Annotated in this window: 19 protein-coding genes and 1 other RNA gene; 6 read left to right on the top strand and 14 right to left on the bottom strand. The window is 72.1% G+C overall.

Annotation, left to right across the window (positions count from 1 at the left end; translation table 11 throughout):
* Window positions 1–23 precede the first annotated feature (23 nt).
* Both ACE3UN_RS14355 and ACE3UN_RS14350 read left to right on the top strand, forming a co-directional pair.
* Entirely contained in the window at window positions 24–785 is a 762-nt protein-coding gene (locus ACE3UN_RS14355) for a response regulator (RefSeq protein WP_374675652.1), read from the top strand.
* A 4-nt stretch (window positions 786–789) separates the two neighbouring features.
* Window positions 790–2919, top strand: a complete 2130-nt coding sequence (locus ACE3UN_RS14350) for a PAS domain S-box protein (RefSeq protein ID WP_374675651.1) — start codon at window positions 790–792, stop codon at window positions 2917–2919.
* 21 nt (window positions 2920–2940) lie between these two features.
* On the opposite strand, the gene ACE3UN_RS14345 is transcribed toward ACE3UN_RS14350, so the two are convergent.
* Together ACE3UN_RS14345 and ACE3UN_RS14340 are read right to left on the bottom strand one after the other, a co-directional pair.
* Window positions 2941–5574 (bottom strand): putative bifunctional diguanylate cyclase/phosphodiesterase, encoded by a 2634-nt coding sequence (locus ACE3UN_RS14345; protein WP_374675650.1) that lies wholly within the window; start codon window positions 5572–5574, stop codon window positions 2941–2943.
* Window positions 5571–6353, bottom strand: a complete 783-nt coding sequence (locus tag ACE3UN_RS14340; protein WP_374675649.1) for a Crp/Fnr family transcriptional regulator — start codon at window positions 6351–6353, stop codon at window positions 5571–5573. The genes ACE3UN_RS14345 and ACE3UN_RS14340 overlap by 4 nt, the downstream gene beginning before the upstream one ends.
* Before the next feature lie 237 nt (window positions 6354–6590).
* Here ACE3UN_RS14340 and ACE3UN_RS14335 point away from each other — a divergent pair, with 237 nt between their 5' ends.
* Window positions 6591–7109 (top strand): ornithine carbamoyltransferase, encoded by a 519-nt coding sequence (locus tag ACE3UN_RS14335; RefSeq protein WP_374675648.1) that lies wholly within the window; start codon window positions 6591–6593, stop codon window positions 7107–7109.
* A 124-nt stretch (window positions 7110–7233) separates the two neighbouring features.
* On the opposite strand, the gene ACE3UN_RS14330 is transcribed toward ACE3UN_RS14335, so the two are convergent.
* From ACE3UN_RS14330 to rnpB, 3 genes are all read right to left on the bottom strand, one after another.
* Window positions 7234–8424 carry a carbonic anhydrase gene (locus tag ACE3UN_RS14330; RefSeq protein WP_374675647.1) on the bottom strand — a complete coding sequence of 397 codons (1191 nt, stop codon included), beginning with the start codon at window positions 8422–8424 and terminating at the stop codon, window positions 7234–7236.
* A 175-nt stretch (window positions 8425–8599) separates the two neighbouring features.
* Entirely contained in the window at window positions 8600–9811 is a 1212-nt protein-coding gene (locus tag ACE3UN_RS14325) for a multidrug effflux MFS transporter (RefSeq protein ID WP_374675646.1), read from the bottom strand.
* Between the two features lie 43 nt (window positions 9812–9854).
* An RNA gene (rnpB, locus tag ACE3UN_RS14320) (RNase P RNA component class A) lies at window positions 9855–10200 on the bottom strand.
* Window positions 10201–10293: 93 nt separating this feature from the next.
* On the opposite strand from rnpB, the gene cysK reads away from it, so the two are divergent.
* A complete protein-coding gene (gene cysK, locus ACE3UN_RS14315) occupies window positions 10294–11211 on the top strand; it encodes a cysteine synthase A (protein WP_374675645.1) in 918 nt (305 codons plus the stop codon).
* Window positions 11212–11254: 43 nt separating this feature from the next.
* Here cysK and ACE3UN_RS14310 read toward each other — a convergent pair whose 3' ends face one another.
* The 3 genes from ACE3UN_RS14310 to pyrC form a co-directional block, all read right to left on the bottom strand.
* A complete protein-coding gene (locus ACE3UN_RS14310) occupies window positions 11255–11875 on the bottom strand; it encodes a hypothetical protein (RefSeq protein ID WP_374675644.1) in 621 nt (206 codons plus the stop codon).
* Between the two features lie 83 nt (window positions 11876–11958).
* A complete protein-coding gene (locus tag ACE3UN_RS14305; RefSeq protein ID WP_374675643.1) occupies window positions 11959–12978 on the bottom strand; it encodes a hypothetical protein in 1020 nt (339 codons plus the stop codon).
* Between the two features lie 103 nt (window positions 12979–13081).
* Window positions 13082–14164, bottom strand: coding sequence for a dihydroorotase (pyrC, locus tag ACE3UN_RS14300; protein ID WP_374675642.1), 1083 nt, complete (start codon window positions 14162–14164; stop codon window positions 13082–13084).
* Window positions 14165–14290: 126 nt separating this feature from the next.
* Between pyrC and ACE3UN_RS14295 the strand changes: the two genes are divergently transcribed.
* Window positions 14291–16354 (top strand): putative bifunctional diguanylate cyclase/phosphodiesterase, encoded by a 2064-nt coding sequence (locus ACE3UN_RS14295; RefSeq protein ID WP_374675641.1) that lies wholly within the window; start codon window positions 14291–14293, stop codon window positions 16352–16354.
* Between the two features lie 152 nt (window positions 16355–16506).
* Here the strand turns inward: ACE3UN_RS14295 and ACE3UN_RS14290 are convergent, their stop codons facing one another.
* The 6 genes from ACE3UN_RS14290 to ACE3UN_RS14265 all read right to left on the bottom strand — a co-directional run bounded on the left by ACE3UN_RS14290 (window position 16507) and on the right by ACE3UN_RS14265 (window position 22717).
* Window positions 16507–17241, bottom strand: a complete 735-nt coding sequence (locus ACE3UN_RS14290) for an amino acid ABC transporter ATP-binding protein (protein ID WP_374675640.1) — start codon at window positions 17239–17241, stop codon at window positions 16507–16509.
* Between the two features lie 9 nt (window positions 17242–17250).
* Window positions 17251–17916, bottom strand: a complete 666-nt coding sequence (locus ACE3UN_RS14285; protein WP_374675639.1) for an amino acid ABC transporter permease — start codon at window positions 17914–17916, stop codon at window positions 17251–17253.
* On the bottom strand, window positions 17916–18659 hold the full coding sequence (locus ACE3UN_RS14280) for an amino acid ABC transporter permease (RefSeq protein WP_374675638.1): 744 nt from the start codon (window positions 18657–18659) through the stop codon (window positions 17916–17918). The genes ACE3UN_RS14285 and ACE3UN_RS14280 overlap by 1 nt, the downstream gene beginning before the upstream one ends.
* Before the next feature lie 110 nt (window positions 18660–18769).
* Window positions 18770–19678, bottom strand: coding sequence for an amino acid ABC transporter substrate-binding protein (locus tag ACE3UN_RS14275; RefSeq protein ID WP_374675637.1), 909 nt, complete (start codon window positions 19676–19678; stop codon window positions 18770–18772).
* A gap of 272 nt (window positions 19679–19950) precedes the next feature.
* Window positions 19951–20865 (bottom strand): LysR substrate-binding domain-containing protein, encoded by a 915-nt coding sequence (locus ACE3UN_RS14270; protein WP_374675636.1) that lies wholly within the window; start codon window positions 20863–20865, stop codon window positions 19951–19953.
* A complete protein-coding gene (locus ACE3UN_RS14265; RefSeq protein ID WP_374675635.1) occupies window positions 20846–22717 on the bottom strand; it encodes an ABC transporter ATP-binding protein/permease in 1872 nt (623 codons plus the stop codon). Before ACE3UN_RS14265 ends, ACE3UN_RS14270 begins: the two co-directional genes overlap by 20 nt.
* 51 nt (window positions 22718–22768) lie before the next feature.
* Between ACE3UN_RS14265 and ACE3UN_RS14260 the strand changes: the two genes are divergently transcribed.
* Window positions 22769–23230 carry an acyl-CoA thioesterase gene (locus ACE3UN_RS14260; protein ID WP_374675634.1) on the top strand — a complete coding sequence of 154 codons (462 nt, stop codon included), beginning with the start codon at window positions 22769–22771 and terminating at the stop codon, window positions 23228–23230.
* Window positions 23231–23234: the final 4 nt, after the last annotated feature.

Raw genomic sequence — 23234 nt, 5'->3', positions numbered from 1 at the left:
GCGGCCCGCCGCCCTCCCCCCGCGTGACGATTGCCCAGCACCTGGCCGTCCTGGACGACGAGCCCGACATCACCCAGCTGCTTGCGGGTTACCTGCAGGCGCAGGGCTTCCGCGTGACCGAGCTGCACAACGGCGCCGCGCTGATGGCGCTCATGCGCCAGGACCCGCCGGCCCTGGTGCTGCTCGACCTCGGCCTGCCCGGCGAGGACGGCTTCTCCATCGCCCGCCAGCTGCGCGAGCACTGGCACTGCGGCCTGGTCATCGTCACCGGCCGCGGCGACGCCATCGACAAGGTCGTGGGCCTGGAGGTGGGCGCGGACGACTACGTGACCAAGCCCTTCGACCTGCGCGAGCTGCTGGCCCGCATCAAGGCGGTGCTGCGCCGCCTGGCGCCCGCCAGCGAAGGCGCGGCCGCGCCGGCGGCCGCCCCCGGCGCGCCGGCCGCCAGCGCGCCGGCGGGGCCGCGGGGCAGCCTGCACTTCGAGGGCTGGACGCTGGACACCGCGGCGCGCCGGCTGCTCTCGCCGGCGGGGCAGGACGTGGCCCTGACCAGCGGCGAGTTCGACCTGCTCGTCGCCTTCGCCCATCACCCCGGCCGCGTGCTGTCGCGCGACTTCCTGCTCGAGCAGACCCGCGGCCGCGAGGCCGGCCCGTTCGACCGCACGATCGACGTGCAGGTGGGCCGCCTGCGGCGCAAGCTGGAAGACGACGCGGACCACCCGCAGATCATCAAGTCGGTGCGTGGCGCCGGCTACCTCTTCGTGCCGCCGGTGACGGCCGGCTGACGCCATGCACAGCTACCCCCCGGTGCCGCCCGCGCCCGACACGCCGGGCGGCGCCGCGCCCGCGCCCGCCCTGCCCGTGGGCGTGGACCCGCAGGCCGTCTACCGCTCGCTGTTCACCGCCTACCCCGACGCCCTGCTGCTGGTGGACCAGGCCGGCGCGATCAGCCTGGCCAACCCGGCGGCCGCGCTGCTGCTCGGCTACGAGGTGCAGGAGCTCATCGGCCTGAGCGTCGAGGCGCTGGTCCCCGACAGCATCCGGCCGCGCCATGCCGCCTACCGCGAGGCCTACGGCCGCACGCCGCGCGCCCGGCCCATGGGGACGACCGACATGGACCTCGTGGCCCGCCGCAAGGACGGCACCGAAGTGGTGGTGGAGATCGCCCTGTCGCCGCTGCAGTCGCAGGGGCTGCCGTTCGTGGTGGCGGCCATCCGCGACGTCGGCGCCTACCCGCGCGTGAAGCGGGCCCTGCAACGGGCCCGCTACAGCGAGCACCTGGCGCAGTTCAGCCGCCAGGCGGTGGACACGCGCAGCCCCCAGCAGCTGCTCGAGCAGGTGCCGGCCATCGTGGCGCAGGCGCTGCAGGTCGAGATGGCGGTGCTGTTCATGCTCGACGAGGACCGACAGCAGTTCCGCGTGGCCGCCTGCGCCGGCGACCTGCCCATGGAACGCCCGGGCGACCGCGTGCCCAACCGGCCCGACACGCCGCCCGGCTTCGTGGTGCACGAGGGCAGGCCGGTGGTCATCGCCGACTACCGCACCGAGCAGCGCTACACGGTGCCGGCGTCCTACCTGGACGCCGGGCTGGTGAGCGCCCTGGCGGTGCCGCTGTTCGACCGCGGCCGGGCCATCGGTGCGCTGACCGCCCGGTCCCGCACGGCGCAGCGCTTCGGCGAGGAGGAGAAGCGCTTCCTCGAGTCGCTGTCCAACCAGCTGGCCACCAGCCTGCAGCGGGCCCATTCCGAGGACGCGCTGCACCACGCCCAGCGGCTGGAGTCGGTGGGCCAGCTCACCGGCGGCATCGCGCACGACTTCAACAACCTGCTCACCGTGATCCAGGGCAACCTGCAGGTGCTGGAGGACCGGCCCGCGCTGGCCGCCGACGCCGGCGCCCCGCCCCTGGTGGCGGCCGCGCTGCGCGCCACGCGGCGCGCCGCGGAGCTGACCAGCAAGCTGCTGGCCTTCGCCCGGCGGCAGGTGCTGCAGCCCAGCGCGGTGGACGTCTCCGCCATGGTGCCCTCGCTGGCCGACATGCTGCGCCGCACCCTGGACCAGCGCATCCGCATCGAGGCCGAGGTGGCGCCCGGTTGCCCGCCGGTGATGGCCGACCCGGGCCAGCTCGAATCGGCGCTGCTGAACATCGCCATCAATGCCCGCGACGCCATGCCGGACGGCGGCACGCTGCGCTTCCGGGCCGAGCCGGTGCAGCGCCTGCCCGAGGGCGTGGGCCGCGAGCTGGGCGACCCGAGCGCCCGCCACGAGCACTTCGTGGCCCTGCAGGTGATCGACAACGGCACCGGCATGCCCGAGGCGGTGAAGGAGCGCGCCTTCGAGCCCTTCTTCACCACGAAGGGCGCCGGCCGTGGCACCGGCCTGGGCCTGTCCACCGTGTACGGCTTCGTCAAGCAGTCCAATGGCGCCATCGCCATCGACAGCGCACCGGGCGCCGGCACCACCGTCACGCTGTACATCCCGCAGCCCTGGCAGCCGGCGGGCGCCGAGCCGGCCGAGGCGGGCCTCGCTTCCCACGCCCTGCCGCCCGGGCTGAAGGTGCTGCTGGTGGAGGACGACGGCGAGGTGCGCAAGGTGGTGCGCGCCTTCCTCACCGGCCTGGGCTGCGAGGTCACCGCCGCGGCCAGTGGCGAGCAGGCGCTGCTGCTGCTGGATGCCGGCGCTTCGCACCAGCTGCTGCTGACCGACATCGCGCTCGGGCCGGGCATGCGGGGCACCGCCCTGGCCGCCGAGGCGCAGCGGCGCCTGCCGGGCATGGCCGTGTTGCTGATGTCCGGCTTCTCGCAGGAGCTGCTCGAAGCCGACCGCGACTCGCCCCAGCACTGGGAACTGCTGCGCAAGCCCTACGGGCGCGGCGAACTCGCCGCCGCCATGGCGCGCGCGCTGGCGGCCGTGCGGGGCTGAGGCCGCCCGCGACCCGGCGGCTCAGATCGCCAGCGCCGGCTCCTCGCCGGCCGGCAGCGGCCGGATGGCGCCCGCTTGCATCACGGCCTGCAGGGCCGCCGCCGGCATGGGGCGGCCGAAGTACCAGCCCTGCAGTTCGTCGCAGCCCTGGCCGCGCAGGTGCTCCGCCTGCTCGGCGGTTTCCACCCCCTCGGCCACCACATGCAGCTGCAGGCGGTGGGCCAGGGCGATGATGCCGTCCACCAGCGCCGCGCCTTCCGCGCCCAGCTCGATGCGGTGCACGAAGGCCCGGTCGATCTTCAGCGTGTCGATCGGGAACCGGTGCAGGTAGCCCAGGCTGGAGTAGCCGGTGCCGAAGTCGTCCAGCGCCACGCACACCCCCAGGGACCGGATGCGGCGCAGGGCCGTCTCGGCCTCGCCCGCCCGGTCCACCAGCGCGCTTTCGGTCAGCTCCACCTGCAGGCAGCGCGGCGGCACGCCATGGCGCTGCAGCGCGGCCGCCAGCACATCCGGCAGGTCGCCCGCGGCGAACTGGCGCGCCGACACGTTCACCGCCACCTGGGGCGCGGGCAGGCCCGCGTCGAGCCAGGCGCGGATCTGCCGGCAGGCCTCGTCGATCACCCAGCCGCCGATGGCGTGGATGAGCCCCATGCGCTCGGCCAGCGGCACGAACACGGCGGGCGACACCATCTCGCCGCCCGGCCGCTCCCAGCGCAGCAGGGCCTCCACGCCGGCCAGGCGCCCGTCCACGGCATGCACCTTGGGCTGGTAGTGCAGGCTGAACTCACCGCGGCCGAGCGCGCGGCTGAGCGCGGCCTCCATGTCCAGCCGGGCCATGGCCTCGGCGTGCAGGTCACCGGTGTAGAAGCGGAAGCGGTTGCGGCCGTCGTCCTTGGCGCGGAACATGGCCGCGTCGGCGTCACGCAGCAGCTCCACCGCGGTCGCCCCGCGGTCGTCGGGGTGCAGGCTCACGCCGATGCTGGCCGTGACGTAGGCCTCGCGGCCCCCCGCCAGCCGCAGCGGCTCGCCCACGGCGCGCAGCAGCGACTGCGCCACCATCACCACCTCGTCGGTGTCGGCCACCGATTCCAGCAGCACGAGGAACTCGTCGCCGCCCAGCCGGCCCAGCGTGTCGCCCTCGCGCAGGCGGCCACGCAGGCGCGCGGCCATGCGCACCAGCAGCTCGTCGCCGGCCGGGTGGCCCAGGCTGTCGTTCACCGTCTTGAAGCCGTCCAGGTCGATGTACAGCACCGCCAGGCGGCCGCCCACCCGGCCACGGCGCTCCATCGCGCGCTCCAGCGTGTCCTGCAGCTGCAGGCGGTTGGGCAGGCCGGTCAGCGGGTCATAGCGGGCCAGGCGCTCCAGCTCGGCCTCGCTGCGCTTGATGCGGCTGATGTCGGTGAACACGCCCACGTAGTTCTGCACGCCGCCCGCGTCGTCGCGCACGGCGCTGATGGTCAGCCACTCGGGGTACACCTCGCCGTTGCAGCGGCGGTTCCAGATCTCGCCCTGCCAGTGGCCCTGGCGGCGCAGCTGGCTCCACATCTCGGCGTAGAAGCTGCCGTCCTGGCGGCCGGACGACAGCATCGCCGGGGTGCGCCCCACCACCGCCGCGGCGGCGTAGCCGGTGATGTCGCTGAACGCCCGGTTGACGGCGAGGATGGTGGCGTCGGCCGAGGTGATGATGACGCCGTCGCGCGTGTTCTCGAAGGCCATCGCCCATTGGCGGCGGGTGTCGTCGGCGCGACGGCGCTCGGTGATGTCGCGGCTCATGCCGAACACCCCGATCAGCTGGCCCTGCGCATCGCGCAGCGGGCCGAAGGTGTCGAGCAGCCAGCGCTCGCCGCCCGGCGCGTCCAGCCGGGTCTCGCCCTGCACGGTGTCGACGCCCCGGCGCAGGCCGTCCAGCGCCTCGCGCCAGCGGCGCGCCAGCGCCGGCGGCAGCACCTGCTCCACCGGTAGGCCTTCCGCCGTGTCGGTGGGGCCGGGCGCCTGCGCGCGCACGCGCGGGTTGGCGAACAGGCAGCGCCCGCGCGTGTCGAAAGCGTAGACCAGGTCGGGCGTGGCGTGGCACAGGCCGTCGAGCAGCTGCAGGGCCTGCAGGCGCTCGCGCGCGCTGCGTCGGTCCTCCCGCAGGCGGCGCATCCGCTGGCGCTGCACCCACAGGCCGGCGGCCCCGGCGCCCAGCGCCAGCACCAGGCCGTCCACCGCCAGCACCCAGCCGGCGTGGGCCAGCGCGTCGCCCTCCACCCGGGCACGCGGGTAGGCGATGCGCAGCTGCCAGTCGCTGCCCGGTACCGGCACGGCATGGGAATACACGCGTTCGGTGGACGCCAGCGGCAGGCTGGCCCCCTGGCGCGACAGCTCCACCTGCGCCTCGCCTGCGGAGGCGGGCACCGCCAGCAGCAGCTCACGGGCGGCCGAGCGTGCGGGCTCGGCCAGGGCGTCCAGGTCCGCACCGCCCAGCGCCTGGGCCTTCAGCCGGGCGATGGTGTCCAGCTGGTCCAGCCATTCATCACGCGCCAGCCGGGCGCTGGACCACGCGCCCAGCACACCCACCAGCACGACGAGCACGGCGACCGGCCCGAGCACCCAGGCCCACCAGGCCACACCGGCCGGGGGATGCCCGCGGGTGCCGGACGCCGTCGGCGTCACTGCAGCACCGCGGGCGCGGGCGTCAGGCTGTGCTGCACGAAGGCGGCCAGGGCATCGACGTCGGGGATGTGCACGTCGCGGCGGCCCTTCTCGGTGAAGCGGATCAGCTCCTGGCGGGCCAGGCGCGACAGGGCGCGGCTCACGGTCTCCAGCGTCATGCCCAGGTAGTTGCCGATCTCGGCACGGGTCATGCGCAGGGTGATCTGGTCGGTACGCAGGCCGCGCTTGGCCAGCGAATCGGCCCAGTAGCGCAGGAAGTCGGCCACGCGGGCGTCGGCCGGCAGCGAGCACACGCTCATCAGCGAGTCGCGGTCGCGGGCGATCTCGCGGCTCATGGCCTCGTGCAGCACGCGCAGCAGCGCCGGGCGGTTGGCACAGGCAGCCAGCACCTCGTCGTAGCGCAGCACCCAGACCTCGCCGGTGTCCATGGCCACGGCGTCGCAGGCATACAGGCCGGAGGCGATGCCGTCGAAGCCCATCCAGTCGCCGCGGAACTTCAGCGCCACCACCTGCTCGCGGCCGTCGGCCGACAGGTTCACCAGCTTGAACAGGCCGGAGTTCATGACGTAGAGGTGGCCGAACGCCTCGCCCGCCTGGTAGATGCGCTCGCCGGCCCGCACCAGGCGGCGCTGCGGCATCATCTGGTCGTTCACCAGCTTGAGCATCTCGACGATCGCCTGGCCGGCGCGCTGGTTCTCCTCGGCGGCGCGGCTGCGGACGGCACCCTGCATGGCTTGCGCGGCGGCGGTGGCGGTGGCGGTGGTGGTCTGCATCAGCATGGCGTCGGGCTCCGGGCGGGGGGTCGTCGTGTTCGTCTGCCCTGCACTGTAGGAAGCGACGGACAACGGCGTGCCAATGGCCGGCGTCGCTGCGTAACGCTCGGTCAACCGTCGGTAACCCCCGTGTATCAGCACAAGGGACGCCCCCATGCGTTGACCGCCATCAAAGCCGCCGCATGAGGGCCCGGTAGTCTTGCCATCTGTGTCGTGGCGCCGTCCCGGCCCCCTCACCGCACCATGCCGTTCAGCCCCTCCTCCACCCTGCCCGCCGCCCTGGACACCATGTCCGACGCCGATCGCCAGCACCTCGTGGCCTCGGCGGCCGCGCTCATGCGCCAGGCCCGCGAAGGGCTGGCCACGCACCCCCTGCAGGGCCGCAACCTCGGCCTGGTGTGCGAGGACGAGCACAGCGAGGCGGCCATGCGCTTCGAGCAGGCCGCCACGGCGCTCGGTGCCCACGTGGTGCGCATCCGGCCGAGCGTGGCCGGGCTGGACGACGCCGACGCACTGCCGCAGACCGCGCGTGTGCTGGGCCGCCTCTACGACGCCATCGAATGCCAGGGCCTGCCGGCCGCGACCGTGGCGCAGATCCGCCGCCATGCGGGCGTGCCGGTGTACGACGGCCTGGGCGGCCTGGGCACCGCGGCGCGCACCGTGGCCGCCATGCTGGCGCCCGGCGCCGACAGCACCGCGCCCGCCGAGGGCGAGCGCGACGGCTACGTGCTGCAGGCCCTGCTCGTCGGCAGCGTGGGCTGACGCGGCAAGGCCGGCAGGCGGGGCGGGCAGCGTGCGCATGGGCCCGCAAGGTAGCGGGCCGCCGCGGGCGCGAACTTGACGCAGATCACATTGACCTGCGTCATGCGGCCAGGGCCGCGCCGACTCAGTTCGACTCCTTGATGAGCCGGCCCGCGGTGGACTGCACCGGACGCGCATTCATCGGGTACAGGTGCGAGAAGATCTGCACCTGCTCCGGCGACACGGGCACCGGCGTCTTCATCACCATCCACAGCACGCCCTCGGTGCACGGCGGCGTGGTGAGAGAGCCCATGTAGGTGTAGTAGCGGCGGTCCTCCGGCAGCAGCCGGTTGAGGTCGATCACGCCGGGGGCGGCCTGGTCCTCGCCCTTTTCCAGCGGCAAGGCGTTCCACACGGCCTGCACCACCGGCTGCGCCACGCCGCGGTCGAGCAGCACGGCCACCACCGCCAGCCGCCCTTCGGCGTCCTGGTGCACCAGGTGCGCCACCATGTCGAACTGGCGGCCGTTGATGCGCTCTTCCGACGGCCGGTGGAAATGGAACTGCCTGAGCTCGTAGCGGCGGCCGAGCACGGTGATGGCGTTGCCGGCGGGCAGGTTGACCTGCACCGTGTGGCCGTTGTCGATCACCGAGAAGCCGCTGGGCCGGTAGTCGAACTGGATGGGCTCCAGCTGCACGGCGATGCCGCCGCGGATGTCGATGGGGCTTTGCCGCTGGCCGGCGGCGCACTGGGCGAATTCCGGCTTCATGCGCCCCCACGCCTCCGGCCCGAACTCGCCCGCGTAGTCCCAGTGGGCGGCGGCGTGGGTATGGGCGGCCTGGGACGGGGCCTTGGCGTGCGCGGCGCGCGCCAAGGCGGGCGCGGCCGGCTCGTCCCGCGGCGGCCGGGGGACCGACGGCGTGCGGGCGACGGTGGCCGTGGCGGCTTTCGGCCGGGCCCTGGCCACCGTGCCCGCGGGCGACGCAGGCGGCGCAGGGGGGGGCGTGTGGTTCTCCACCCGCACCACGTTCGACGGCGCCTCGGCCGGCTTCTGCGCGCCCAGCCGGTCGGCCAGCTTCTGGCGCAGCGTGTCCATGGGGTCCGCGTCGGCCGAGGCGGCCCGGCCGCCACGCTCGGCACGCGCCGGGGCGGCCGAGGCCCCGTCGGCCGCCTGGCGGGCGTCTGCCGGCGCGGCCGCGCCGACCAGGGCCGCCGCCACGAGCGCCACCACCGCGCCCGGGCAGGCGGCGTCCAGGCGCCAGCGCCACGCGGCGGGGGGGGCGGCCTGGTGCTGCAGGAGGGGGGATCGGGCGCGGCCCGGCAGGTCGAGAGGCATGGCGAAGGCGATGGGAGGGGACTCGCCTTCGGTATCGGCGCACACGGCAGCGTTCTTGAGGCGTCCGCCCGGCGCACCGTGCACGGCGTCGCACGGCGGCCGCGCCGCGCGGCCCCGCGGTGCGCTGCGTTGGCGGCCCCCTCAGCGGCCCCTCAACGGCCCCTCAGCGGCCCGCTCAGCCCAGCGCCAGCCGCGGCTTGACCCACCACCAGGCCACCACCCCGATGCCCATCATGAGCAGCGAGGCCACCGCGAGGGCCGGCGCCGAGTGCATCACCAGCGGCGCGATGGCACCGGCCACCAGCGCGTTGGCCGCGCTGCCGATGCAGGCCTGCAGCGACGAGGCCATGCCGCGCCGGTCCGGCGCCTGGTCCAGCACCAGCAGCGTCACCACCGGCACCATCAGCGCCCAGCCGAAGGCGAACAGCGCGATGAGCGGGATGGCCCAGGCCGGGTGCGGCGTGAAGCCCAGGTTGAGCCCCACGTTGACCAGCGAGACCGCGGCCATGATGCGGAAGCCGCGCCGGATCTGCCGCTGCGGCGGCAGGCGCCCCGCGAGCCGGCCCGACCACCAGGCGCCGGCCATGATGCCGCCGATGGTGGCCATGAAGAACCAGAAGAACTCCGTCGGGCCCAGGTGCAGGATCTCGCCCAGGAACACCGGCGCCGACAGCACGTACAGGAACATGCCGTTGAACGGCACGCCCGAGGCGAAGGCAAGGGCGATGAACACGGGGCTGGAGCCCATCTGCCAGTAGCCGCGCATCAGGTTGCGCACGCTGAAGGCCTGCACCTGGCTGGGGTGCAGCGTCTCGGGCAGCGCCCGCCACATGGTCAGCCACAGCAGCGCGCCTACGCCCACCAGGAACCAGAAGATCGCGTGCCAGCCGGCGTGCACGAACAGGAAGCCGCCCACCATGGGCGCGATGGCCGGGGCCACGCCGAAGTAGATGGTGACCTGCGACATCACGCGCTGCGCGTCCGCCGGCGGAAACAGGTCGCGGATGATCGCGCGGGACACCACCATGCCCGCGCCGGCGCACATGCCCTGCAGGGCGCGAAACCCCACGAGCGCGCCGATGGACGTGGACAGCGCGCAGCCCACCGACGCCAGCGTGAACACCGCCACGCCCGCCAGCACCACCGGCCGGCGGCCGAAGCTGTCGGCCAGCGCCCCGTGGAACAGGTTCATCACCGCGAAGCCGAGCAGGTAGGCCGACAGCGTCTGCTGCATCTGCACCGGCGTGGCCCCCAGCGACTGCGCGATGCCGGTGAAGGCCGGCAGGTAGGTGTCGATGGAAAACGGGCCCAGCATGCCCAGGCAGGCGAGCAGCGCCGCGAGGGCCCAGCGGGGGCCGCGCCAGATGCGCGAGGCTTCAGGGTTCATGCGGCCGGCCCGCGCGAAGGCGGGCGTGAAGGTTGAAAAGGTGTCGTGAAGCGGGCCGATAGGCCGGATTCTGTGCGGCTGGCAAACGCCTTGCGACGTCTGCGTCCCCGTGGCCGCCATTCCTCTGGGCCGGGCGGTTGCCCGCCTGGCTCGATGCCACCTACCCGCCGGCTCGACGGGCCGCGTCATAGCCGGCCTATTTGGTGTTGCTGCGCGTAGAGATTGCCGCGTTTCACCCCGCCGGGCTTGCGCCTGGCGGACTCGTCTCTGTGGCTCTGATCCGCACCTCGCGGTGGACGGGCGTTACCCGCTACGCTGCCCTGTGCAGTCCGGACCTTCCTCCAGTGCGGCCTTTCGGCGGGTGCACCAGCGGCGGCCTGGCCCGCTTCACGACGGGTTGGATTGTCCCATGGCCGGCAAGACCACGCGGCCACGCGCATTGCGGCATCATCGGCAGGTTATCGATCCGACCGGAGACCCCCATGAAGGCCGCCAACGTCCTCGCCACCATCGGCAACACGCCGCATATCCGCATCAACCGCCTGTTCGGCGACCGCCACGAGGTGTGGGTGAAGTCCGAGCGCAGCAACCCGGGCGGCTCGGTCAAGGACCGCATCGCGCTGGCCATGGTGGAGGCCGCGGAGGCGTCGGGCCAGCTCCAGCCGGGCGGCACGATCATCGAGCCCACCTCCGGCAACACCGGCATCGGCCTGGCCATGGTGGCCGCAGTCAAGGGCTACACCCTGGTCCTGGTCATGCCCGACAGCATGAGCGTGGAGCGCCGCCGCCTGATGCTGGCCTATGGCGCGAAGTTCGACCTCACCCCGCGCGAGAAGGGCATGAAGGGCGCCATCGCCCGCGCCCAGGAACTGGTGGAGCAGACGCCCGGGGCGTGGATGCCGCAGCAGTTCGAGAACCCGGCGAACATCGACGTGCACGTGCGCACCACCGCCGAGGAGATCGCCGCGGACTTCCCCGACGGCCTGGACGCGCTGATCACCGGCGTGGGCACCGGCGGCCACCTCACCGGCTGCGCCCGCGTGCTCAAGGCCCGCTGGCCGCAGCTGAAGGTGTTCGCCGTCGAGCCGACGCAGTCGCCCGTCATCAGCGGCGGCCAGCCCTCGCCCCACCCCATCCAGGGCATCGGCGCGGGCTTCGTGCCGAAGAACCTGGACACCACGCTGCTGGACGGCGTGATCCAGGTGGAGGCGGAGGCGGCGCGCGAGATGGCGCGCCGCTGCGCCCGCCAGGAGGGCCTGCTGGTGGGCATCTCCAGCGGCGCCACGCTGGCGGCCATCAGCCAGAAGCTGCCCGACCTGCCGGCCGGTGCCCGGGTGCTGGGCTTCAACTACGACACGGGCGAGCGCTACCTGTCGATCGAGGGCTTCCTGCCCGCCTGACGGCGCAGCAGGACGGCGCCCCGTTCCCCGGGGCGCCGATGCCTCAGTCGGCGGCGGCGGCCGGCACGCCCACCTGCACGCCGTGCCAGTTTTCGTAGTCCGGCATGGACCAGCTCAGCGAGCTGAAGGTGCCCACGAACTGCACCACGCCGTGGCCCTCGGTGCCGGTGACGGTGCGCTTCTTGACCGTGAGGCAGGTGGCGCAGCCGCCGTAGTAGCCCACGCCCGAGGACAGCAGCGTCGGTGTCTGCGTGAACACATAACGCGCCGGCGCGCCGTTGCGACCCAGGGACAGCAGGGCGATCACCGGGTTGGTCACCGGCCGGCTGAAGGTGATCTTGTACTTCTGGGTGTCGGTGCCGCCGACGAAGCCCATCAGGTCCACGCCAGTGGGCCGGCCGGTGGCGGCGTAGGCGTCCGGCGAGCCGGAGATCCAGTAGTCGCGGTCGCCCGCCTCGCCGATCTGGCTGAAGTACAGCGCCGGCCCCGAGAACTTCACCCGCACGGCGCCGTCGGGCAGCATGAGGCGGCCGGACATCGTGGTGCCGTTGACGGCGGTCCAGTCGGCCCAGGTGGTGGACTGGGCCTGGGCAGCACCCGCGAGGCTGGCCAGGGCACAGACGGCGGCCAGCACGGTGGCACGCGGCAAGGACGAAACACGCATTCTCATATCCCTCTTGTGGTTGAACGGAGCGGCGACTCTAGCGACGCCGATCCCTCCACGCGGAGGGCCCCCCTTGCCTGCGGTTAGGGGGGCGATGCCTGCCAGGCGTCGCGCAGCAGCCGCCCGCATTGGGCCGACGCCTGGCCGGAGCCGGCCGGGCCGCGGCGCGAGATGACGCCGTAGAAGCGACGGTCGGCGGTGATCCAGGGGTAGAAGCCGAAGGCACCGGCGCTGCTGAAGCTGCCGTCGCCGGTGCGCGGGTCGTCCTCGATCCAGTGGCCGAGCCCGTAGTGCCAGGCTTCGCGCAGCGGCACCGGCGTGTGCACGGCCTGGCCGGGGCAGCGCAGGCGGTTGGTGCAGACCGCGTGTGCACCGAGCTGTCGCCCCAGCTGCAGCTCGCCGGTGAGCAACTTGCGCAGGAAGCGGGCGTAGTCCTCGGCGCTGGTCACCACGCCGCCGGCCGGCTGCGGCTGGGAATACGTCAACCGGATGTCCTGGCCCAGCTGGCTGCGCAGCTCACGCGCCAGGCCCGCGTTGTCCAGCGCACCCAGGCCCAGCAGCACGGCATGGTGCTGCATGTGGCCGCCGCTGTAGTCGAAGCGCCCCTCGGTGCGCGGGTCCACCTCGTCGTTGCGGCGGAAGGCCTGGCACTGCCCCACCGTGTGCCCGGGCCGGCACCAGGAGAAGTCGCTGTAGCCGGCGCGGAAGTGGAGGTGGCGGATGTCGTCCTCGGTGGGCTGGCCCTGGCGGCGCTGCACCGCGTAGGCGCCCCACAGCCACTTGGACGCGGAGGCGATCGCCAGCACCGTGCCGGCCTCCACGGTGTCCGGCTGGCCGGGGCGACGCACCGAGCCGCTGGCCAGCGCCCCGCCGGCGTCGCCGATCTCCCAGTAGAACGGGCGGATCGCCGCGCAGGCGTTGTCGTCGGCCTGGGCGGCCCGGGCCACGGCCAGCGCCCGGTCGGCCGCCGCGCCGGGCGTGGCCGCGGGGACATCGGGCGAGGCGAAGGCCGCGGCGATGGCCGCCGCCGCGATGAGCGGCCAGGCCAGCGTGGCGCGCCGCGGGCGCGGCAGGGGGCGAAGTCGGCAGGGGGTGGGCGGCATGGCGTCTCGTCGGCAAGAGTCCGCCTGGGCAACGCACGCGCCCGCCTGCCCGCCGACGCCGGGGCCCCTTCGGGTTAGGGGCCCCGGCCCGGGACGCCGGGCGTCAGGCGACCAGCCGCCAGGACAGCGTCTCGCCTCCGCGCAGCGGCTTGATGGCCGCGTCCTGCGCGAACGGCAGGCTCTCCGGCAGGGCCCAGGGCTCGCGCCGCAGCGTCACCGTGCCGGCGTTGCGCGGCAGGCCGTAGAAGGCCGGGCCGTGGGCGCTGGCGAAGGCGTCGAGCTTGTCCAGCGCGCCCACGGATTCGAAGGCCTCGGCGTACAGCTCCAATGCGGCCGGTGCGGTGAAGCAGCCGGCGCCGCAGACGGACGCTTCCTTCATCACGGCGGCATGGGGGGCCGAGTCGGTGCCCAGGAAGAAGCGGTCGGAGCCCGAGGCCACGGCCGCCAGCAGCGCCTGGCGATGCTGCTCGCGCTTGAGCACGGGCAGGCAGTAGTAGTGGGGACGCAGGCCGCCCTGGAAGATGGCGTTGCGGTTGTACAGCAGGTGGTGCGCCGTGATGGTGGCGGCGGTGTGCGGGCCCGCCTGCGCCACGTACTGGGCCGCCTCCCGGGTGGTGATGTGCTCGAACACCACCTTCAGCGCCGGGAAGTCACGCCGCAGGGGCTGCATGACCTGCTCGATGAACACCGCCTCGCGGTCGAACAGGTCGATGGCCGGGTCGGTGACCTCGCCGTGCACCAGCAGCAGCAGGCCCTCGCGCTGCATGGCCTCCAGCGTGGCATACGTGCGCCGGATGTCGGTGACGCCGGCATCGCTGTTGGTGGTCGCGCCCGCCGGATAGAGCTTGAGCGCGACGATGCCCGCGGCACGGGCCCGCGCGATCTCCTCGGCCGGCGTGTTGTCGGTGAGGTACAGCGTCATCAGCGGCTGGAAATCGGCGCCGGGCTCGCCCGCCGCCGGGCGGGCGGCCAGGATGCGCTCGCGGTAGGCCAGGGCCTGGGCGGTGGTGGTGACCGGTGGCCGCAGGTTGGGCATCACGATGGCGCGGGCGAACTGGCGGGCCGTGTGCGGCAGCACGCTGGCCAGCGCCGCGCCGTCGCGCACGTGCAGGTGCCAGTCGTCCGGGCGGGTCAGGGTGAGGGTGTCGGAGGCGGCGACCCGGGCCGCGGAAGAAGGCGAGGACATGCGGGAATTGTCGCAGTCCTGGCCCTGGCGCCGGGGCGCCCCCCGATTCCCGCCGGCCGGCCGCCCCACTATGATGGGTTGCCCGGGCCCTGGCCGTCCGCCGTGCGTCGGGCGCGAGAGGCTGACTTGACCGACCGCTCCTTCGAAGACTTCAGCGCTGCGCAGTTCCGCCTGCTGGCCGACAACGTGCCGGCGCTGATTGCCTGCTACGACGCGACCAGCCGGCGCTGCCAGTTCGCCAACAAGCAGTACGCGCGCACCTTCGGCCGCGACGAGCGCTCCATCGTGGGCCTGACCTTCGCCGAGATCATCGGCGAGGAGGCGGCCCAGGAGATCGGCCCCCAGGTGGACCAGGTGCTGGAGCAGCGCCTGCCCGCCGTCTACGAACGACGCATCACCGACCGCCACGGCCGCCCGCGCTGGCTGGAGGTGCACCTGCTGCCGCACCTGGACGACGACGGCACGCCGCAGTCCTGCTTCGTGCTCATCTCGGACATCACCAAGCACCGCCTGGCCGAGGCGGCGGTGCGCGAATCCGAGGAGCGGCTGGCGAAGTTCATGCAGGCCAGCGTGGAAGGCATCGTCTTCCACAAGGACGGGCTGGTGACGGACGTCAACCCGCCCATCCTCGCCCTGACGGGCTATGCGCCCGAGGAGATCATCGGCCGGCATGTGCTGAGCTTCATCGCGCCGGAGCACGTCGCGCGCGTGCTGTCCGTCATGAGCGGCGGCCAGGAGCTCACCTACGAGCTGGCCATCCTGCACAAGGACGGTACGCCCATCCCGGTGGAGTTCATCGTGCGCACCATGGTGCGCCACGGCGAGCGCATGCGCATGACCATCGTGCGCGACATGCGCGACCGGCACGCGGCCCAGGCGCGCATCCAGCACCTGGCCCACCACGACCCGCTGACCGGGCTGCCCAACCGCGCCTCGCTGATGGACCGGCTGGAGCAGCACATGCACGTGGCGGCGCACCGCGACCAGCGGCTGGCCCTGCTGTTCATCGACCTGGACCACTTCAAGCGCGTGAACGACTCGCTGGGCCACCTGGTGGGCGACGGCCTGCTGCGCACGGTGGCGCAGCGCATCACCGGCGTGCTGCGTGCCAGCGACCTGGTGGCGCGCTTCGGCGGCGACGAGTTCATGGTGCTGCTGCCCGATGCGCAGGAGCGCGCCCAGGTGGACGAGGTGGCGAACAAGCTGCTGCGCGCCATCGAGATGCCGGTGGACGTGGACGGCCACAGCCTGTCGGTGACCCCGTCCATCGGGGTGGCGGTGTTTCCCGAGCATGGCGACACGTCCGACACCCTGATCAAGCACGCCGACACGGCCATGTACGTGGCGAAGTCGCGCGGCCGGGCGAACTGCCAGTTCTTCGCGCCGGCCATGGCGCAGATGGCCTACGACGCCCTGGTGATGGAGGTCGAGCTCAACCAGGCGATCGAGCGCGGCGAGTTCGAGTGGCTGTTCCTGCCGCTGGTGGCCGCCGGCAGCGGCGCCTGCGTGGCGGTGGAGGGGCTGCTGCGCTGGCGCCACCCCGAGCACGGCCTGCTGGAGCCCGAGCGCTTCGTGCCGCTGGCCGAGCAGCGCCGGCTCATGCCGCGCATCGGCCGGCTGATGCTGCGCCAGGCGCTGCGCCAGGCCCGCGCGTGGCACGCCGCCCGGCCCCTGGGCGCGCCCATCCCGCTGGCGGTGAACCTGTCGAACAGCGAGTTCCAGGCGCCCGAGCTGGCCAGCTGGCTGCCCGCCATGCTGCACGAGGAGCAGGTGCCGGGCCGCTGGCTGGAGATCGAGCTCACCGAGCGCGCCCTCGGCGGTGACCCGCAGCACGTGGAGGCCGCCCTGCACCGCCTGGGCGAGCACGGCGTGCGGGTCACGCTGGACGATTTCGGCGCCGGCCACAGCTCGCTGGCGCAGCTGCGCGCCCTGCCCATCGACCGCATCAAGATCGACCGGGGCTTCGTGGCCGGCCTGCCCGCCGACCCGGGGGCCGTGGCCATCGCCCGCACCGTGGTGCAGCTGGGCCACGGCCTGGGCATGCGCGTGGCCGGCGAAGGCGTGGAAACCCCCGCGCAGCGCGACACGCTGCTCGCGCTGGGCTGCGACGAGCTGCAGGGCTTCCTGGTGGCCCGGCCCATGCCGGCCGCCGCGCTGCACGCCTGGCTGGCGCAGCACGCGCCGGCCTGAGCCGCGTCGGGGGCGGGCGGTGCGAGGCCCCCTGGCACAAGAGGGCCTTCGACAGGCTCAGGCCGAACCAGCCTCAGGCGGAACGGAGGCGGGTGCGGGCCGGCCCGTGCGGTGAGCAAGGAAGGTCGAGCCGAGCCATCCGCCCGAAGGGATCAGTGCTGCAGGATCTTCGAGAGGAAGTCCTTGGCGCGCGGGCTGCGCTCGTCGGGGTGGCCGAAGAACTCCTCCTTGGTGCAGTCCTCGACGATGCGACCGGCGTCCATGAAGATGACGCGGTGGCTCACGCGGCGGGCAAAGCCCATCTCGTGCGTCACGCACATCATGGTCATGCCCTCGTTGGCCAGCTGCACCATCACGTCCAGCACCTCGCCCACCATCTCGGGGTCGAGCGCCGAGGTGGGCTCGTCGAACAGCATGACGATGGGGTCCATGCTGAGCGCGCGGGCGATCGCCACGCGCTGCTGCTGGCCGCCGGAGAGCTGGCCCGGGAACTTGTCCTTGTGGGCCATCAGGCCGACGCGGTCGAGCATCTTCAGGCCACGCGCCTTGGCGTCGTCCATCTTGCGGCCCAGCACCTTCACCTGCGCCAGCGTGAGGTTCTCGGTCACCGACAGGTGCGGAAACAGCTCGAAGTGCTGGAACACCATGCCGACGCGGCTGCGCAGCTTGGGCAGATTGGTCTTGGGGTCGGCGATGGACACGCCGTCGACCACGATGTCGCCCTTCTGGAAGGGCTCCAGCGCGTTGACCGTCTTGATGAGGGTGGACTTGCCGGAACCCGACGGGCCGCAGACCACCACCACCTCACCCTTCTGGATGCTCGTGGTGCAGTCGGTCAGGACCTGGAACGCGCCGTACCACTTGCTGACGTTCTTGATTTCGATCACGGCTTGCTCCTATCGGATGATCTGGATCTTGGCCTGCAGCCGGCGCACGAGCATGGACAGGCTGAAGCAGATGACGAAGTAGACGACGGCGGCGGTGAGGTAGGTCTCGACCGGGCGGTTGAAGTTCTTGCCCGCCACCTCGAAGCCCTTGAGCAGGTCGTAGGCGCCGATGGCGTAGACCAGCGAGGTGTCCTGGAACAGGATGATGGTCTGCGTCAGCAGCACCGGCAGCATGTTGCGGAAGGCCTGCGGCAGCACCACCAGCTGCATGGTCTGGCGGTAGGTCATGCCCATGGCGTAGCCGGCGTGCACCTGCCCGCGCGGCACGCTCTGGATGCCCGCCCGCATGATCTCTGAGTAGTAGGCGGCCTCGAACACCGTGAAGGTGATCATGGCCGACAGCTCGGCGCCCATGGGCCGGCCGATCAGCATGGGGATCAGCAGGAAGAACCACAGGATCACCATCACCAGCGGGATGGAGCGCAGCGTGTTGACGTAGGCCGCCGCCGGGACCACCAGCCAGGGCCGGCCCGACAGCCGCATCAGCGCCAGCAGCGTGCCCAGCAGGATGCCGCCCACCATGGCCACCAGGGTGAGCTGGATGGAGAACCAGAAGCCCTTGGCGACGAAGCTGGAGACGACACCCCAGTCGAGGAAAGCGAAGTCGAGTTGCATCACTTGCCTCCGCCGATCAGGCCGGGCACCTGCATGCGTGTCTCGATGAACTTGGCCACCCGGTTGATGGCCAGTGCCGAGATGAAGTACAGGGCGGTCACGGCGAGGTAGATCTCGATGCCGCGCGAGGTCTCCTCCTGCGCCTGCATCGCGAACTGGGTGAGCTCGGCGATGGACACCGCAAAGGCCACGGCCGAGTTCTTCACGATGTTCATGCTCTCGCTGGTCAGCGGCGGGATGACGATGCGGAAGGCCATCGGCATCAGCACGTAGCGGTAGGTCTGCGGCAGCGTCAGGCCCATGGCCAGGCCCGCGTAGCGCTGGCCGCGCGGCAGGCTCTGGATGCCCGCCTTGACCTGCTCGGAGATGCGCGCGGAGGTGAAGAAGCCCAGGCCCAGCACCACCAGGACGAAGCTGGGCAGGTCCTTCAGCGGCGGCACCAGCGACGGCACCACGTGGTACCAGAGGAAGATCTGCACCAGCAGCGGAATGTTGCGGAACAGCTCCGTCCATGCCGTGGCCAGGCCCGACAGCCACTTGCTCGGCGTGGTGCGCAGGATGCCCATGAGCGAGCCCACCACCAGCGCCACCACCAGCGCCAGCAGCGCGACGGACAGCGTCCAGCCCCAGGCCGATAGCATCCAGTCCAGGTAGGTGATGTCGCCGCCGCTGCCGAAGCAGCGTGGCCGCACCTCCTGGTCGATGGTGTCGCGGCAGAAGACCTGCCAGTCCCAGTTACCCACTTCGTGTTCCCTCCGCCGGGCAAAGAAACGGCGCGGCCCGCGTGGGGTACCGCGCCGTCAGGCCATGCAGGCCACGCGCCCACCGGGCGCGCGCCGCACGGGCCTCGAGCTCACTTCTTGGCCGCGTAGTCTTCCATCGGCTTGTCGTTGGGGTTGGCCAGCGCCGCCTTCAGGTTGTCGCTCATGGGCAGGCCCACCTTGGCGTTGGCCGGCGGGATCGGCTGCATCAGCCACTTGTCGTAGAGCTTCGCGATCTCGCCGGACTTCATCATCGCGCGCAGGCTGTCGTCCACCGCCTTCTTGAAGGCCGGGTCGTCCTTGCGCATCATGATGGCGATCGGCTCGACGGACAGCACCTCGCCGACGATCTTGTACTCGGCCGGGTTCTTGGACTTGGCCACCAGGCCGGCCAGCAGCGAGCCGTCCATTACGAAGGCGTCGGCACGGCCCGTCTCCAGCAGCAGGAAGCTGTCGGCGTGGTCCTTGCCGAAGACCTCCTCGAAGTTCACGTTGGTGGCGCGCTCGTTCTTGCGCAGCGTCTGCACGCTGGTGGTGCCGGTGGTCGTGGCCACCTTCTTGCCGTTGAGCTGGGCGATGGAGGTGATGCCGGAGCTGGCCTTCACCGCGATGCGCACTTCCTCGACGAAGGTGGTGACGGCGAAGGCGACATCCTTCTGGCGCGTCATGTTGTTCGTGGTCGAGCCGCACTCGATGTCCACGGTGCCGTTCTGCACCAGCGGAATGCGGTTCTGCGAGGTCACCGGCTGGTACTTCACTTCGAGCTTGCGGCCGAGCTGCTTCTCGATGTCGCCCAGCACCTTCTGGCAGATCTCGACGTGGTAGCCCACGTACTTGCCGTCACCCAGCGTGTACGACAGCGCGCCGGAGGATTCCCGCACACCCATGGTCACCACGCCGGTGTCCTTGAGCTTCTTCAGCGTGTCGGTGGCCTGCGCGTGGGCGGCACCCGCGGCGGCCAAGGCGACGAACGCGGCCCAACCGACCAGAGACTTCTTCATGCGAACTCCTTCCAAGAGGCTTCAGACTACAGAGGTGGTGAGGGTGTAACGGCAATCCCGCCCCGCGGGCGTACGTGCTAGCCCGTATGCCACCCGGGCGCCGCGGGGTGGGCGGCGCTGGGCGCGGACTGTAACGGTGCCGTTGGACACCCGCCAATGCCGATGGATTGCGGGGTCATGCACTCCACGCATGACGGCTGCGGGTTTCTACCATAGGGCGGCGGTTCGCCGCAGGCCGCACGCCGAGGGCCGCACGCCGCGGGCGCGCGGGGTCAGGACCGCGAGCGCAGGAAGGCCCAGAGCTCCTGCGCACCGGGCTTCACGTGGCGAGCCACCTCGGGCCGCTCACGGTAGATGCGCACCTCCATGGTGAGCTCGTAGTCGCTCGTGCCGGCGGCCACCAGGCGCCGGGCGCGGATCTCCTTGCGCACCGAGCTGGCCGGCAGGAAGGCCAGGCCGTGGCCTTCGAGCGCCATGGCCTTCAGGCCCTCGGCCATGTCCGTCTCGTACACCGGGTCCAGCACGGGCGGCGTGTGGGCGTGCTTGATGATCTGCTCCACGAGCCGCGCCATGTAGGCGCCGGAGGCGTAGCTGAGGAAGGGCACTGGCGCGCCGGCCCGGCCCGGCAGCGAGAACAGCGGCGCGCCATCGGCGCCCGCCTTGGCGTAGGGCGCCAGCGTCTCGGTGCCCAGGCTCAGCATCTCGTAGCGGTCGGGGCTGAGCTGCAGCGGCTGGGTGGGGTGGTGGTAGGCGATGAGCAGGTCGCAATGCCCCTCGGTCAGCCGCAGCACGGCGTCGTGCACGTTCAGCGCGATGAGCCGGCTCTTGAAGCCGGGCAGGCGCTTGCGCAGCTCCACCAGCCAGTGCGGGAAGAAGGTGAAGGCCAGGGTGTGCGGCACCGCGAACTCCACCATGTCCTGCCCGCTGGCCTGGTGGCTGCGCATGAGGTTGCGCGTGGCCTGCAGGTTGCCCAGGATCTCCAGCGCCTGGGCGTGGAAGGTCTCGCCGGCCGGGGTCAGCCGCGTGGGGTAGGACGAGCGGTCGACCAGGTCGATGCCGGCCCAGGACTCCAGCGCCTGGATGCGCCGCGAAAAGGCGGGCTGGGTGACGTGGCGCAGCTGCGCGGAGCGGGAGAAGCTGCGCGTCTCGGCCAGGCTGACGAAGTCCTCAAGCCACTTGGTGTCCATCCCTGCCCGTCTCCTGACCTGCTTCCTGCCCGGTGTGCTGCGCGCTGTGCTGCAGCTGCCACATGCGAGCATAGCGCCCGCCCTGCGCCAGCAGGGCCGCATGCGGGCCGCGCTCGACGATGCGCCCGGCCTCCATCACCAGGATCTCGTGCGCGTCGACCACCGTGGACAGCCGGTGCGCGATGACCAGCGTGGTCTTGCCCGCCGAGGCGCTGCGCAGCTCGGCCTGGATGGCGCGCTCGTTGGCCGAATCCAGCGCCGAGGTGGCCTCGTCGAAGATCAGCAGCGGCGGGTTCTTCAGCAGCGTGCGGGCGATGGCCACGCGCTGCTTCTCGCCGCCGGACAGCTTGAGGCCGCGCTCGCCCACCACCGTGTCGTAGCCCAGCGGCTGCGCGGCGATGAAGGCGTGGATGTGCGCCGCCTGCGCGGCCGCCTGCACCTGCTCGGGCGTGGCGCCGGACCGCCCATAGGCGATGTTGTAGGCGATGGTGTCGTTGAACAGCACGGTGTCCTGCGGCACGATGCCGATGGCCCGGCGCAGGCTGTCCTGCGTCACCTCGCGGATGTCCTGCCCATCGAGCGTGATGCGCCCGGCCTGCACGTCGTAGAAGCGGTAGATCAGGCGGGCCAGCGTGCTCTTGCCAGCGCCGCTGGGCCCCACCACCGCCACCGTGCGGCCAGCCGGCACCTCGAAGCTCACGCCCTGCAGGATGGGCCGCTTCGGGTCGTAGGCGAAGTGCACGTCCTCGAAGCGCAGCGTGGCACCCTGCACCTGCAGCGGCTGCGCGCCCGGCGCATCGGCCACCTCGCGCTCGCGCTCCAGCAGCGTGAACATCTTGTCCAGGTCGGCCAGGCTCTGCTTGACCTCGCGGTACAGCACGCCCAGGAAGTTCATGGGGATGTACAGCTGGATCAGCAGCGCGTTGACCAGCACCAGGTCGCCCAGCGTCAGTCGCCCTTCCACCACGCCGCTGGTGGCGCGCCACAGCATGGCCAGCAGCGAGGCGGCAATGATCAGCTGCTGGCCGGTGTTGAGCAGCGACAGCGAGGTCTGCGACTGGATCTGCGCGCGCCGGTAGGCGTCCAGCCCCTCGTCGTAGCGGCGGGCCTCGAAGTCCTCGTTGTTGAAGTACTTGACCGTCTCGTAGTTGAGCAGCGCGTCGATGGCCCGGGTATGGGCCTTCGAATCGAGCTCGTTCATGCGCCGGCGGAACTGCGTGCGCCACTCGGTGACCGTGATGGTGAAGGCCACGTAGGCCGCGAGCGCCGCCAGCGTGATCCACACGTAGCCCATGTCGAACTGCGTCGCCAGCAGCACCAGCGCCAGCGTCAGCTCCACCGCCGTGGGCAGGATGGTGTAGAGCGAGTAGGACACCAGCGACTGCAGCGCCCGCGTGCCGCGCTCGATGTCTCGGGTCATGCCGCCCGTCTGGCGCTCCAGGTGGAAGCGCAGGCTCAGCGCATGCAGGTGGCGGAAGGTGTCCAGCGCGATCTGCTTGGACGCGCCGTGCGTGGCCTTGGCGAACACCAGCTCGCGCAGCTCGGTGAACACGCTGGTGGACAGGCGCAGCAGCGCATAGCCCACCAGCAGCGCGCCCGGCACCACGAGCACGGCCGCCGCATCGCCGGGCTTCACGTCGAGCCGGTCCACCAGCTGCTTGAGCAGCACCGGCACACCCAGGTTGGCCAGCTTGGCCGCCACCAGGAACACCAGCGCCGCGCCCACGCGCCAGCGGTAGCGCCACAGGAACGGCCACAGGCGCTGCAGCGTCTCGCGGTCGGAGCGGGTGCGGGGTGTCGCCGCAGCGGAGGCGGCGGGGTCGCCGGAGGCGGCCAGGGAGGAGCGACGCATCGTGGAAGAATCTGCGGCAGACAAACGAACCGTCCGCACAGGACGCCGGCCATGACAGAACCGACTTCCCCCACGGCGGCCACCGCAGCCCCGAGTGTGCCGCAGCGCTCCGACGTGCGCTTGCCCGATGACAAGGCACTGGTGCTGCGTGTCATGCCCATGCCGGCGGACGCCAATGGCAACGGCGACGTCTTCGGCGGCTGGATCATGGCCCAGGCCGACCTGGCCGGCGCCGTGGCCTGCCACCGCGTGGCCCGCGGCCGCATCACCACCGTGGCGGTGAACCAGTTCATCTTCAAGCAGCCGGTGTCGGTGGGCGACGTGCTGAGCTTCTACGCCGAGATCACGCGCGTGGGCCGCACCTCCGTGTCGGTGCACCTGGAGGTCTATGCCGAGCGCAACCCGGCCGACCCGCACTTCGTGAAGGTGACCGAGGCGGACCTGACCTACGTGGCCATCGACCGCGACGGCAAGCCGCGCGCCATTCCGGCGCCCGCGGCCCCCACCGCCTGAGGCC

Origin of the sequence: Ideonella sp. (assembly GCF_041918995.1) — a bacterium.
Lineage (GTDB): Bacteria > Pseudomonadota > Gammaproteobacteria > Burkholderiales > Burkholderiaceae_C > Ideonella.
Note: the sequence above shows the minus strand (reverse complement) of the source record. Positions and strands in the feature narration are given on the sequence as shown.

Excerpts from the sequence above, each read along its gene's own strand:
- ACE3UN_RS14270 (WP_374675636.1), bottom strand. The coding sequence starts at position 20,865 with ATGGACACCAAGTGGCTTGAGGACTTCGTCAGCCTGGCCGAGACGCGC.
- ACE3UN_RS14335 (WP_374675648.1), top strand. The coding sequence starts at position 6,591 with ATGCCGTTCAGCCCCTCCTCCACCCTGCCCGCCGCCCTGGACACCATG.
- ACE3UN_RS14350 (WP_374675651.1), top strand. The coding sequence starts at position 790 with ATGCACAGCTACCCCCCGGTGCCGCCCGCGCCCGACACGCCGGGCGGC.
- ACE3UN_RS14265 (WP_374675635.1), bottom strand. The coding sequence starts at position 22,717 with ATGCGTCGCTCCTCCCTGGCCGCCTCCGGCGACCCCGCCGCCTCCGCT.
- cysK (WP_374675645.1), top strand. The coding sequence starts at position 10,294 with ATGAAGGCCGCCAACGTCCTCGCCACCATCGGCAACACGCCGCATATC.
- ACE3UN_RS14275 (WP_374675637.1), bottom strand. The coding sequence starts at position 19,678 with ATGAAGAAGTCTCTGGTCGGTTGGGCCGCGTTCGTCGCCTTGGCCGCC.
- ACE3UN_RS14310 (WP_374675644.1), bottom strand. The coding sequence starts at position 11,875 with ATGCGTGTTTCGTCCTTGCCGCGTGCCACCGTGCTGGCCGCCGTCTGT.
- ACE3UN_RS14330 (WP_374675647.1), bottom strand. The coding sequence starts at position 8,424 with ATGCCTCTCGACCTGCCGGGCCGCGCCCGATCCCCCCTCCTGCAGCAC.
- ACE3UN_RS14340 (WP_374675649.1), bottom strand. The coding sequence starts at position 6,353 with ATGCTGATGCAGACCACCACCGCCACCGCCACCGCCGCCGCGCAAGCC.
- ACE3UN_RS14325 (WP_374675646.1), bottom strand. The coding sequence starts at position 9,811 with ATGAACCCTGAAGCCTCGCGCATCTGGCGCGGCCCCCGCTGGGCCCTC.
- ACE3UN_RS14260 (WP_374675634.1), top strand. The coding sequence starts at position 22,769 with ATGACAGAACCGACTTCCCCCACGGCGGCCACCGCAGCCCCGAGTGTG.
- ACE3UN_RS14285 (WP_374675639.1), bottom strand. The coding sequence starts at position 17,916 with ATGCAACTCGACTTCGCTTTCCTCGACTGGGGTGTCGTCTCCAGCTTC.
- ACE3UN_RS14305 (WP_374675643.1), bottom strand. The coding sequence starts at position 12,978 with ATGCCGCCCACCCCCTGCCGACTTCGCCCCCTGCCGCGCCCGCGGCGC.
- pyrC (WP_374675642.1), bottom strand. The coding sequence starts at position 14,164 with ATGTCCTCGCCTTCTTCCGCGGCCCGGGTCGCCGCCTCCGACACCCTC.